This is a genomic window from Candidatus Clostridium radicumherbarum, from assembly GCF_045310525.1.
GTDB lineage: Bacteria > Bacillota > Clostridia > Clostridiales > Clostridiaceae > Clostridium_AT > Clostridium_AT radicumherbarum.
This window is the reverse complement of the sequence record NZ_JBJHZY010000001.1, coordinates 1,557,091-1,570,732: the sequence shown is the minus strand read 5'-3', so window position 1 is coordinate 1,570,732 and position 13,642 is coordinate 1,557,091. Positions and strand designations below refer to the sequence as shown.

Here is a 13,642-nt window from a genome sequence, read left to right as displayed (position 1 = left end):
AATAACTTTAGTTTGCTATCAAAAATATTTTTTTCTTAACTCAAACTACTTTCTATAACCTAATTCAATAAATTTTGTTGAATAGTACTCTTCTGATAATTTTCTCTTCATAAGGTTGTACACTACCTCATCATGAGTTGATATTATTATTTGTTTTTTATTCTTTTCTATCATTGCTCTTAGCATATCAACAAAAGCAAGGATATTAAGTTCATCAAAATGTCCAACAGGATCGTCAATAAAAATGGTATCTATTGGTGAAGAATTAATAGTGTTTGCTCTTCCAAAGAAAGTTGTTAATGCCACTACATTTAATTGAGCTGAGCTAAAATACCATTCGGGTATGTACTCTTCCTTCTCACTCGTAACTAACACCTCAAGCTCTGGCTTATCTTTATCATTAAATTTCAGTGAATATTTCATATTTCTCATAACCGGGTGTGGTTCCAACTTCTTATAAAAGTCGTTCATTAAAGGTGTATTAAGGACAGTTTTTATCTTATCTTCAACCACTTTTTTAGCATCTACATATACCTTTTCCAACTTATCAAATATTTCTTTACATTTTATAAAACTTTCTAACGTCATTGCTAAATCATTTTCAATTCTTGCCCTTGAGTTTAAATATTCTTGTATTTCTCCATTAAATTGTATTGAGCTAATTGCATCTATTTTTTGATTATTTCGTTCAATACTCTTTCTTAATTTATTAACTCGATAATTAACTCTATTCTGACTTACTATACCTTTTCCAAAAATATTTCTCGCTTTATCACAGATTTCTTCGTAGTCATTTGTATTTTCTTTTAATATTGAACTATATAAGCTGGCTTTGTTTTTGTAGTAATTAATCTTATTATGATCTATCCATTTTAACATTTCCAATTTAATTTTTAATTTTTCCAGCTGTTGATTTAAGTCAAAATTTTCGCTAGTTATGCTAGTAATTCTGCCATTAATATCTAAAATAGTTTCTTTTTGATTGTTTTTTTTCAAGAAATCTATGAATTTTAAGTTAATAGGCGATTTTTCAAAATCTGCACTTTCAATTTTTTTTGATTCATATTCTTTCAAAAGTTCACCTAGTGATGCCCTGTTTTTTCCCATTTCACTCTTAACGCCATTTATCATTTCAGTCAAATTTAGCAATTCTCTATTAAATTTATTTAATTCCTTAGAATACCACTCTTCAATTTGTTCTATCGAGATTTCTGAATTCAAATAACCTAAAGTACTTATTTGATTTATACAACTCTTGTAATCATTACTATTAATTGCTTTAGCCTTTTCTATATCTTTTTTTAACAATTCAATTCGCTTCTTAATAGAAATATACTTAGTTATATCTTTTTCATTCTCTTCTAACATTAAATTAAGATTATCATTCCATTTTTTAACACATTCTTGTATTTTGTTATTAACTTCATTTAGATTGCTTTCATACTGTCTACAGTTGTTTAAATACATAGTTACAGCAGCACTTTTAGTTATGTTAGTTCTTAGCAATAACTCTTCTTTAGAATTGTATTTCATATCACATACCGGGCATACACTACTTTTTTGATTACTTATGTAGTTTCTTGCAATCCTAATAATCTCGGCCAGTTCGTTTGATAGTTTCTCTGCTGTCTCATATTTTCCTTTTTCAACTGAAATTTTATTTTCAATTATTTGCTTCTCGTTAATTAGATTTTCTAAAGCCATTATGATATTATTTTTTTCTTCCATATCAGGAGCTTTCATAGTTAATTGTATTAACCTTAGCTTATCGATATCCTTGATAACAGAGCTTTTTGCATCTTCTTTAGTATTTTCTAATAATGTTATTAGATTTTCTACCTTATTGCTTAGTTCTATAAACCGAATTAACCATTTTTCATTTCTTTTTAGCCTTCTATCTATTTTGTATAAATTGGTTGAACTTTCATTTAGCTTATTCTTTCTCTCATCTAAATCATTCTTCAATGTCAATACATTCTGTTTTTCACAAAGCGTCTTATACTGTTCATCATTGAATAATAATTGATTTTCTAACTCTTTTCGTTTATCTATTATAGAATTTACAAACAACTTTGTACTTTTATAATTTTCATACTTTTTGAACCATATATCTCCAGCGCATTGAATTTCCTTCAAGGTCTCTAGCAATTGATTGTTTAATATTAATCTTTCCTGTAGCATAAGTGATTGTTCTATTAAGTTAGACTTTTCATTTGCCTTTAGGGAAATCTGAGCCCAACTTTCATAATTATACTCATTATACTTAAGTTGTTTTATCTTCTTTTCAAAAGATTTGATGAAATTTGCATCTAGTATTCCAAGATTTTTTACGCTATTTTCATATTTTAAGCTTGCTAATTCAAGACTATTCTTTTTCGATTCTATTTCATTTATTAAAACACTATAATCCTTACCACTAAAATTCAAATTCAGTTGTTTTATTTTATTCTTTCCATCAACTAACTTGTTAAATTTGTTTATTGCTTTGTTTATATTAACTATTATCTCGATAGTTTTTTGAAATTCAGCTAACTTAAGTTTATTTGCTTCAATGTCCGAACTTAGGTTTTCCGATTTAATTAAAGCTTGTTTCTTCATTTTATATAAAAATTCAAACTTTTTTCTTTCCTCACCAGTTGGATCCCAATAGCTTCCCCAATAATCATATTTTTTAGCTCCTGTGTTATCTTTAACGAAGCTTTCTATACGATTATGTGGCAATATCAATGTATCCCAATTATTAAAGCTAAATACTTCGTGATCAATCGGTTTCCTGTAACCAGGAGTATAGTCTTGTATTTGATTTACCGTTAACTTTCTTGTTTTCCTAGTTATATGATTTCCATTTTCTAACGCAATTTTCACATCAGCCGCTTTAGCTATAGAATCTCTATTTTTTAATATAGATCCTTTATATTTGTTATCGCCTATATCATTCTCCATTCGGTCTATTTTACCTGTTAGTCCCCATTCAATGGCATCAAAAAAAGATGTCTTTCCAACACCATTTGGAGCATATATTGCTATTAGATCAGCTACTTCTCCTGTTTTATTTGTAAAGTCAAAAGTCATGCTTCCTTTATACGCTCTAAAATCATTCAGTTCTACGTACTTTATGCGTTTTCTATCGCTCATATATCCTCCTAAATACCACTATATAAAGTAAAAACATTTTCTATAGACGACCCTTTTTTATATACTTCATATATTTCTAAAAGAGATGGTTCATTATTTTCTAACCAACTGCTCAGCGTGTTTGATTCAGCATCTTGTTGATATTCTTTGATATTAAATATTAAATCTTCTATTTTCCCTTGTATATCTATATCCAATTCTGGCATTTTCTCATTTATAATTAGTTTCCTACAGCAGTATCTATCATACTCTATTTTCATTTTAAGATAATTCGGTATTTCCTGTTCTATAAACAACAGAAGATACACATTACTTCTTTCTATTTCTGAAGTAAGTTTTGCCTGCAAATGTACAGCTAAACAATCAACAATGCTCTTCCATGTATTCTCTAGTTTACCTACGCTATCCATACTGCAACATAAAACCCATGAACTGTAGTTCACCATTTTTCTTTCAATTAACCGAAATTGTACATCTTTATTTTGAACTGTACTCAATTCGCGGAACAGCTCATCCCATTTATCTGATGACATCCCTTAATACCTCCAATAAATTGTTAGTAGAACTCTCTATATCTTTCGCATCTAGGACTTTCATTAGTTCATCTATATGTATTATTGATAAATTATTGGTTCCACTTTCTCCATATAATGTGTCGTATCCTTTTAACCTATAAGTTACTTCTTCACCACATATATCTCTTACAACATTGTTAAACTCCGACCGTTTCATAACTTTTGTATTTTGTTTATCCAAACTAGCCCATACTAGTATGGCATTTTCTCTAAATTTTCCACCTAACACGTACTCCTTATCTACAATAGAACGCACTACTTCAGCTATCTTCGATTCACCTTCACTGCCTTCAGAACAAAAAAAATCTATAGGGATTCTATGGGTATTAATATCAATCTGCGGATCATTAAATTCCTCAATCTTAACTCTTAAAATCGCTAAAATACTAATCAGTTGTAATCTTGCTGTCCAGCACGCTTCGCATCTAGTTCTATCCTTATTATTACATCTAGGTATATCATGAAGGGAATCTTTTGAATCTATTAAATCGCTTGGTTTAATTCCTATCTTGATAAAATAATCTATTAAATCCTTTATCTGATTTCTGGTATTCTCATTTTCAATTATCCTAGTTGCACCATAAGCATAAGGTTCAAAGCTTCCTGGTAATTGTAGCGCATCCTCAGGCTCTTCCCATCCATTTTTTTTGCAGATGTCTCTTAGAAGATCACTATAAAATATATTCGTAAGTTTTTGTACTGCTTGTTGGCCTTGACCAAACGAGAATATTCCTAGTAGAACAGGGTCTGTTTGGTCACCACTTACTTCATAGACTCCAGCACCTGAGTACCCCTTTAATTCTTCATCATGTTCCATAGGATTCAACTCATTGCTTAATTGCAATTGAGATCTCATATATTTATCAGAACAGGTACGAATGACTCCATTCAAAGGCAACATTGCAAATTGTAATTTTTCTTCATGTGCACTTATAGGATACCCTTGTCCATTGATATTTTCATTTTCCTTGGGTTTTCCAATTGTTAACGTTGGTAAATTTTTCATCCAATCTTTTTTCAATACTTTTATTACTGCTACATCATATTCCTTAATGTCTGAATTCTTATCGTAACTATCGTGGCACTTTATAGAATCTTCAACATCAGTTTCAAAGTCTACCTCTTCATCATCTACCAACATCTTAAACTTTAACTTTTTTTCAACCCTTTCATTATGCATAATAACATGGCTTGCGGTATAAATGTATGCATGGAGTCCATCCCCTCTAGGAACAAATAATGTTCCGCTACCAATTATTGCTCCATTTTCATTTCTTATTAGAACTGCAAGCTGCTTAATTTTAATCACACTCATTTCCAATCAACAGCCCTTCTTTAACATTAATCATTTTAGAATTAAGCTCAATTCTATTTATAATCTTAGGATTAATATATTTTACTTTATCTTCTTTAGTAAAGTAGTTTTTGTTTTCCCACCAATTATAATTTGAGAATAAATTTATTTGTTTACCGTCATTTGATTTTAACAACCTCGCAATAGTACGCTTATCTGGATTTGAATTTGCTCCATTAGTACTAATAATATAATTTGAGCAAATAAGCTTGTCCAATAGCTTACTATTACTATTTGAGGAACTTCCATGATGTGATAATTTGGTCAAATCAACAACAAGCTTTTCTTCTCCATAAATATCTCCCATAACTTGTGCAACTGTATCTGCATAGGCATCACCCAATAATAGTAACGTTATATCCTTATATTTAAAAGTGAATGCTATGCTAGATCCGTTGTATGGGCTTTTATCCTTGTCATATTTATTGATTTCCATATCATTAATAGTATCTATAGCAACTTTGTTATAGACCTCTGAAGAAAAAGGGGTATTCATTCCATATTTTCCCCATTCTTTTACTAATTCAATTAATTCTTTTTCAGTTGGTGAAAGTACCATGATTTCAGCATCAGCTATATTAATGCTTCTACCAGTAGCCATAATTAATTGCTCAGTTTCAATTTTCTTTTTAGCGATTATATCAATTAAACTATTAGCAATTTTAGGGCTATATTCTTGATTCACCGTGCTTACAGGTATTTGGTGGTCGACATTTTCATATTGCTTTAAATTAAATTGTCTGCATATTGCTGTTGGAGTATTAATCCAGATTTTCTTTATACAATTATTATTGACATTTTCATCAATCATTGCTTTGCTAGCCCCACCAATATGATCATTATCTATATGAGTAAAAACTAATAAATCAATTATTTCTTCTTTCTTTCGTATTTCTCTTATTAACTCTTTAAACTTATTTGTAAATGTGCTTGGACCTGAATCAATTATTATATTTGTAAAAGTTTTTTCGCCATATCTTATCCATATACAATCACCTTGAAATGCTTTCAATACTCTAACTTCTACCGGCATGATGCTCTCCTTTATATTAATGTAATTTGTTTATTAGCTAATTTTTATTATTTATTATTAACATTCAGATATTATGAAGTAAGATTAAGATATCTCTGAGATAAAAATAGTTTCAATGGTAGTTACCAACTGCATTTAAATCCAAGTTTCACCACAAGCCTATCCTTATTATGGTAAGTATTCTACATAAATACTTAAATTCCTCCATATAATAACAAATTTAAACTTATAATGATTTATTTAATAAAGATATGTAGGTACACGATTATATATTTCATGATCTACCTGTAAATCTACATTAACTGAATTATAAAACTAAATTATTAAATAATGATATTAAAAAAGAAGCATCCAACATCGAAATCATTATTTGCTTCTATTTAACATTTTCTATATTTAATTTTTTACTTATTCAAAATCCTAATTAGAATTTCTTTTATACCAACAGACTCATCGCCTGGTTCTAAATGTATAGCCCCTACCCCTATGTTTTGTTCCTAATCTTCCCAAAGGATATAAATTTTATTACTAGTAGGATTTGGATATAGTATTCCTTCAAATTTTACTCATTCAATTGCATCTGGAATTTTGATGCTAAATCTCAGAGTTTTATTTATCTACATTGACAAATTTCAAGTCACTTGTCTTTAAGCTTACATTGATATGGTCTTTAGAATCAAGATTCAAAAGATTTTCAAGAGCTTCTTCTGCATACTTACGAACTATTTCTTGACTATCTTTACTATTCATCACGCTATCAGAAGTTGTTGCGATAGTTTCTTGTGTTTTTTTACTCAGAAATTCTTGTGCTGTTGCTCCAGCTGTAGCTGCATCAACGACTCGGTCGATTATACCTGCATCATTGTTTGCCTTAATATTTCCATCTTGTTGTGAATCTACTTCAACGGTGAGTGGTTTATTAAAAGTTAAGGTATTATCTGTAATGGTTACGTCATTCTTAGTAATTCCTTCAAGGTCTAATTTGAATTCTGTTTTTACAGGGACCTCAACCTGCACTTGGCGTCCAACAATTGTGCTCATGATACCTTTTGACCAATCTGGCCATTTGCTCACTTCATTATTTGAAAAAGTATGCTTTGCTATGGTTTTTGATTCAGCTCCGGCAACTACAAGTTTTGACCCTTTAGTGAATTTTTCAACAACTGTACCATATTGGCTTGATGTTGTTCCCCCAAAAATATTTGGTATAAAATGTTTAACTACAAAAAATCCTACAATAAGGATAGCTATGAAAATAATTATCGTCGCAATTTTATCAGCTAGCGCTTTGCTTAACGTATTCATTTTGCATCCACTCCTTTTATAGAACTTTTTAAAAATCTCCTTCTTTTATTTATTCAACAATTTCCCTTTTTATTCCTTTTTTAATCATTTTGGCCTTTCACATTTTAAGATTAATTGAAGTTCCTCCTAGGTACTAGGAGGTAACTAGGAGTTAGCTCCTTACTACTCAAACCATCACACCGTTTCAACTGGTTTAGCAATTATCAAAAGTTATTGACTGGTTATCATAAAAAACATTATACTTATATTGTTACATTTTACATAACTTCATTTAGTAAATCGCTATTCTAGCGAGCAAAATATTAATTAATTTATCTGAAGGGATTTACAACACTTTATGAAAAGAATATCCAGCATTATACCAAAATACGCCGTACTTCCATTGCTTTTAGTTGTTATCGTTAATTTTACAGTGTATTCTGGGGTACGACTATTTTATAAAAATCGTATTTTTCATAATTTAACCTCGTACTTAGATAATAAGATTCCGGTAATTCCAATTTTTGTTGTTGTTTATTTTGGCTGTTATTTTTTTTGGATTATTAACTATATATTAATCAGCCGCATAAGCAAAGAGCAGTGCTATCGTTTAGCCATAGCAGATTTAACAGGAAAACTAATATGCGCTATTATATACATCGCTTATCCTACAACAAATATAAGACCAGATATAGCCTCTTCAGGCATATTTGTGGACATGCTTAAGTTCTTATATAGTATAGATGCCGCAAATAATCTTTTTCCATCTATTCATGTTTTAGTAAGCTGGAACTGTTTTATCGGTATTAGAAACTCTAAAGATATACCATCCTGGTATCGCTATTTTTCATTATTTACGGCAATAATGATATGTATTTCAACTTTAGTCACTAAACAGCATGTTTTAATTGATGTTTTTGGAGGACTTATACTCTCAGAACTGACCTGGCAATTTGCTTTACGCTTGCAAATTAATAAAACAATACATTCTTTTAATCAGGAGGCATAAATGAAAATTCTAACAATAGCAATTCCTTGCTACAATTCAGCAGCTTATATGAATAAGGCTATAGAATCTCTGCTAATTGGAAGCGAGGATATAGAAATCTTAATTATTAATGATGGTTCAAAGGATAACACTTCAGTAATAGCTGATGAATATGAAAGAAAATATCCAAATATAATACGTGCCATTCATAAAGAAAACGGCGGCCACGGAGATGCAGTAAACACAGGACTTAAGAACGCTTCTGGTCTATATTTTAAAGTTCTAGACAGCGATGATTGGTTTGATAAGGATAGCTTTAAAAAAGTACTTAATATATTGAGGGACATGATTAACAGTTCTAAAGAATTGGACATGCTTATTGCAAATTATGTATATGAAAATGTGAGTTTGGGTAAGTCAACAAGCATTAATTATAAAGGTGCAATGCCTGAAGAAAAAATATTTACCTGGAATGACTTGGGTTATCTTAAAGGCAGCCAGAATATATTAATGCACTCTGTCATTTACCGTACTGAGGTTCTTAGAAAGTGTAATTTAGAACTTCCGAAGCATACCTTTTATGTTGACAACATATTTGTATATAATCCTCTGCCTTATGTAAGTACAATGTATTATGTGAATTTGGACCTTTACAGATACTTTATAGGAAGGGATGATCAATCTGTAAATGAAAAGATTATGCTTGCTCGTATAGACCAGCAGATTAAAGTTACGAAGATAATGATAGACAGCTATAATCCAGCAATTATAAAATCTGAAAAGCTTCGCAAGTACATGGTTAAATATCTGATTATGATGATGACAATTACTACTGTACTTCTACTCAAGGATAACACTGAGGAAAATTTAAATAAAAAGAAAGAACTTTGGAATTATCTAAATTATAAAAATAATAAATTATATAAGGAAGTTAGCAGATCCTTTCTAGGACTGTTTGTACAATTCAAAGGACTTATAGGAAGAAAGCTTATTTTACTCGCTTATACATTAACAAGAAATGTTTTTGGCTTTAATTAATCTATAGAAAAATGCTTTAAAATAGTAAAACCTATTTTAAAGCATTAATTTTTCCTATATATTTTTTAGATGTAGCTCTTGTCTCACACACTTTAAAGCTTCTGCTACTACATTATGCATATCAAAGTATTTATACATTCCTAGGCGTCCGCCAAAAATAACATTAGTTTCTTTATCAGCAAGAGCCTTGTATTTCCCATAAAGGTCATTGTTTTTATCGTCATTCATTGGATAATAAGGTTCATCTCCTCGCTTCCAATTTGCAGGGTACTCTTTTGTAATCACTGTTTTAGGATTTACTGTTCCATTTTCAGTTCCAAATTCAAAATGCTTGTGCTCAATTATCCTTGTAAATGGTATTTCATATTCAGTATAATTAACAACTGCATTTCCCTGATAATTCTCAGCGTCTATAACTTCTGTTTCAAACCTTAGTGAACGATATTCAAGCTCACCATATAAATAGTCATAGTATTCATCTATCATTCCAGTAAAAACAATTTTATCAGCTAGGCAAGTTAATTCTGTGCGGTGATTAAAGAAATCAGTGTCAAGTTTAACTTCTATGCCTTCAAGCATTTTGTCAATAATCTTAGTATAACCACCAATTGGTATTCCCTGATACCTGTCATTGAAGTAGTTGTTATCATAGGTAAAACGAACGGGAAGCCTTTTTATAATAAAGCTTGGAAGTTCTGTTGCTCTGCGCCCCCACTGCTTCTCTGTATATCCCTTAACAAGCTTTTCGTATACATCTCTTCCAACAAGGCTTATAGCCTGCTGCTCAAGATTTTCGGGTTCAGTAATGCCTGCTTCCTCAATCTGCTGCTGTATTTTAGCCTTCGCCTCTTCAGGGGTTATTACTCCCCACATCTTATTGAATGTATTCATGTTGAAAGGCATATTATAAAGCTCCGATTTATACCTTGCAACCGGTGAATTTGTATACCTATTAAACTCCGCAAACTTATTTACATACTCCCAAATTTCTTTGCTGCTGGTATGAAAAATATGTGCTCCATACTTATGTACCTGAATTCCTTCTATCTCAGCTGTATATATATTCCCTGCAATGTGTGAACGCTTGTCTATGACAAGGCATTTCCTGCCCCTTTTATTAGCCTCATTAGCAAAAATTGCTCCAAACAGACCTGCTCCAACTATCAAATAATCATACATTTTAAATACTCCTAACAAAATTAACTAAAATTATCCTCTAATTTGCTTCATAATCTTAAATTTTATCACAACATTATAAAACATACAATTCTAGGTTTTTTCTTTAAATAATCTTAAACTCTTAAGTACTTCCATTTTCCTTTGTTCATTCTAGATAGATACATGAAGGATCTTATACTGAAGTCCAAGAATATTCCTATTATAACTGCAGTCATACCTACTCCAAACCATCTCACAAGCGCAAAGCATACAAAAACTCTGCAGGTCCAAAGTCCCACAAAGGAAGACACCATAACATATTTTATATCTCCTGCTGCCTTTAGCGTTGCTGAGCATACATTCAATATAACAAGAAGCGGTTCCAGCACTCCAAAGGTACGAATAAGTCCTACTGATTCCTTAATAACAAGTGGATCGTTAGAATACAGATATGCTAAAGGCTTAGCAAAAATAATCATTCCTATGCCGATTATTGTCCCCACCATCATAGTAATTTTCAGGCTTTCATAAGCATAGTTTTCTGCTTTTTTATATTTTCTCTCACCAAGACTCTGACCTACAAGTGTAGTGTTAGCAATTGCAAATCCGAATACAGGGAAGAAAGCAAGCGCATTTACGTTTATTCCTATTTGATAAGCCGCCATAGCTACCGTTCCAATAGATACAATAATTATTTGAACTACAAGAAATCCTCCCTGCATAACTGCCTGTTCAATAAAACCTGGTACCCCTATGTTTATAATTCTCTTCATAAGTTCAGGTTTAATGCTGTAATCATCCTTAAGACTGAGATTAAGCTTCAGTCCTTTTCGATTGTATAACACCAAGACTCTGATTGTTACCCCAACTATTCTTGAGGTGGTAACAGCAATTGCAGAGCCCACTACTCCTAGTGCTGGTATGCTTAGCATCGGTACCCCAAATATTAATACTGTATTTAATATAATATTAAGGATATTTACTCCTGCAGTTATTACCATAGGAGTCATGGTATCCCCTGCTCCTCTCATTGCTCCAGAAACTATAATATCCAGAACAAAGAATGGGAGATTCAATAATATAATTTTAAAATAACTTATGCCTATGCTAAATACTTTTGGTTCTGCTCCTCCAAAGAAAAGCCCAAGAATATTTACAGATAAAATTCTCCCTATTACAGCAAGCATAAGACCAACTATAAGTGACATATACATGGATTGTATCAAAGCTCTCTTTGCTTCGTTTATATCTCCTTCACCAGTTACCCTTGCTATTATTACTGTAGTCCCAATGGAAAGGCCTGAGAAAACAGTTTGTAAAAATCCGATTAGCATATTTACCATTCCAACTGCAGCCACAGCATCAGTTCCTATTCTCCCCATAAATATAGTAGAAACCATTGCTACCATCATTTCCAGTATCTGTTCAGTAATTGACGGCCAAGCTAGCTCAATTATTTCTTTATCTGCCTTTTTATCTAATTTGAAAGTAAATTTCTTCATTTTAGCCCCCTATAAGTTTTAAAATTACCAAAATAATAATCTTTATTATTCTAACTCAATAATTTAACATTGTCATCTAAGTTATATAATTAACAACTTATTATAAAATAAAAGCAGCTGGTTAAGGGGATAACCAACTGCTCTAAGTATGCTTAATTCCACAAGTCTTTAGTTAATTCTTCAATTATTTTCTTTCGCTTTTCTGTTCATTTAATTTATTAAAAAAAATAATCTATTTTTGTTATTCTATTATTGTAAGTTCTTTACTGTATTTATTTAATACCTCACAGCCATTTTCAGTTACAAGGACCAGATCTTCAATACGAACCCCAACCTCTCCAGGAAGGTAGATTCCCGGTTCTATAGAAAATATCATTCCCGGCTGAACTGTATCAAGATTAACTGATGAAACATCACCAAAATCATGGTCTTCTATTCCTATGGAATGTCCTAATCTGTGAGTGAAATATTTTCCATAACCTTTTTCTTCTATGTAATCCCTTGCAGCAGCATCAATGTCACAAAATCTGACTCCAGGTTTAACTTTTTCGATGCCCCTTAAATTAGCTTCTTTTACAATTTCATATACTTCCCTGCTTTTTTCTGGAGCACATTTGTAGAAAACTGTTCTTGTCATATCTGAGCAATAGGAAGCTTTCCTGCAGCCGATATCTATGACAATACAATCTCCTTCTTTTAAAGTGGAATCATCATTACCATGATGAGGATCAGCAGCATTGGCCCCATATCCTACTATCGGATCAAAAGAAAATGCTTCCGCTCCCAAGTCCTTGTATATACCCATGAGCATATTTCCCAATTGTTCTTCTGTATATTGGGGAGATATTGATTTTATCAGTTTGTCTACAGCAATGTCATTAATCCTAGAAGACTCCCTCATAAGTTCTATTTCTTTCTCATCCTTACTCATTCTCACTCTGTCAGTAATTTCAGAGCCATTAATAAATGTGCTTCCACCGCCAAATTCCATAAGTTTTAATAGAAAACGCGCCGGCCATGTTTTATCAATACCCATGGGTTTATCTTTTTGAACAAACCTGGAAAGCATCTCCACAGGCTCCTGGTTATCATTGAATCTGATTATTTCAACACCAAGATCCTCATTAACAGGAAACAGATCATTCAGAAACAGTTTATTATTTCCGTTTATATTAATATAAAGAGCAATCATCCTCTCCCCTGTATGAAACCACTTGCCGGTAAGATAGAAAATGGTGTTTGAATCTGACACTATCATCTGTGGCATTTTCTTTTCTTTCATCAACTGTAAAACTTTGTCAAGTCTTTCTTGAATCATAATTCTTCAACTCCTTATTATAATGTATATCTTTATAATTCTGCACGAAAAGCTAAAACCCTTTATCAAATATTGGCAATGAGTTTTTCAAGTCTTGTAAACAGACCTGCTTCAACTATTAGATAATCATACATTTTATATTCTCCTCATAAAATTAACTAAAAATATCCAATAATTTACTTAATAATCTTTGTATTTTATCACAACATTATAAAATATACAAATAATTACTTATGGCTATTTTTAAATACAGTCGA

10 protein-coding genes are annotated in these 13,642 nt (G+C 31.3%); 2 read left to right on the top strand and 8 right to left on the bottom strand.

Going from position 1 to position 13,642, the window contains the following annotated elements:
• Positions 1-45 precede the first annotated feature (45 nt).
• From ACJDUH_RS07450 to ACJDUH_RS07430, 5 genes are all read right to left on the bottom strand, one after another.
• Positions 46-3,135 (bottom strand): AAA family ATPase, encoded by a 3,090-nt coding sequence (locus tag ACJDUH_RS07450; protein ID WP_406764520.1) that lies wholly within the window; start codon positions 3,133-3,135, stop codon positions 46-48.
• A gap of 8 nt (positions 3,136-3,143) precedes the next feature.
• Entirely contained in the window at positions 3,144-3,632 is a 489-nt protein-coding gene (locus ACJDUH_RS07445; protein WP_406764519.1) for an ABC-three component system middle component 1, read from the bottom strand.
• A gap of 22 nt (positions 3,633-3,654) precedes the next feature.
• Positions 3,655-5,025 (bottom strand): hypothetical protein, encoded by a 1,371-nt coding sequence (locus tag ACJDUH_RS07440; RefSeq protein WP_406764518.1) that lies wholly within the window; start codon positions 5,023-5,025, stop codon positions 3,655-3,657.
• Positions 5,012-6,097, bottom strand: coding sequence for an MBL fold metallo-hydrolase (locus ACJDUH_RS07435; protein ID WP_406764517.1), 1,086 nt, complete (start codon positions 6,095-6,097; stop codon positions 5,012-5,014). The genes ACJDUH_RS07440 and ACJDUH_RS07435 overlap by 14 nt, the downstream gene beginning before the upstream one ends.
• Positions 6,098-6,706: 609 nt before the next feature.
• On the bottom strand, positions 6,707-7,402 hold the full coding sequence (locus ACJDUH_RS07430) for a hypothetical protein (protein WP_406764516.1): 696 nt from the start codon (positions 7,400-7,402) through the stop codon (positions 6,707-6,709).
• Positions 7,403-7,739: 337 nt separating this feature from the next.
• Between ACJDUH_RS07430 and ACJDUH_RS07425 the strand changes: the two genes are divergently transcribed.
• Positions 7,740-8,390, top strand: a complete 651-nt coding sequence (locus ACJDUH_RS07425; protein WP_406764515.1) for a phosphatase PAP2 family protein — start codon at positions 7,740-7,742, stop codon at positions 8,388-8,390.
• Positions 8,391-9,407, top strand: coding sequence for a glycosyltransferase family 2 protein (locus ACJDUH_RS07420; RefSeq protein ID WP_406764514.1), 1,017 nt, complete (start codon positions 8,391-8,393; stop codon positions 9,405-9,407).
• A 54-nt stretch (positions 9,408-9,461) separates the two neighbouring features.
• Here the strand turns inward: ACJDUH_RS07420 and glf are convergent, their stop codons facing one another.
• The 3 genes from glf to ACJDUH_RS07405 form a co-directional block, all read right to left on the bottom strand.
• Positions 9,462-10,586 (bottom strand): UDP-galactopyranose mutase, encoded by a 1,125-nt coding sequence (gene glf, locus ACJDUH_RS07415; RefSeq protein WP_406764513.1) that lies wholly within the window; start codon positions 10,584-10,586, stop codon positions 9,462-9,464.
• 113 nt (positions 10,587-10,699) lie between these two features.
• The gene (locus tag ACJDUH_RS07410; protein ID WP_406764512.1) at positions 10,700-12,067 is read right to left on the bottom strand and encodes an MATE family efflux transporter; all 1,368 of its coding nucleotides are present in this window, start codon (positions 12,065-12,067) and stop codon (positions 10,700-10,702) included.
• Between the two features lie 241 nt (positions 12,068-12,308).
• Entirely contained in the window at positions 12,309-13,385 is a 1,077-nt protein-coding gene (locus ACJDUH_RS07405) for a M24 family metallopeptidase (protein WP_406764511.1), read from the bottom strand.
• Positions 13,386-13,642: the final 257 nt, after the last annotated feature.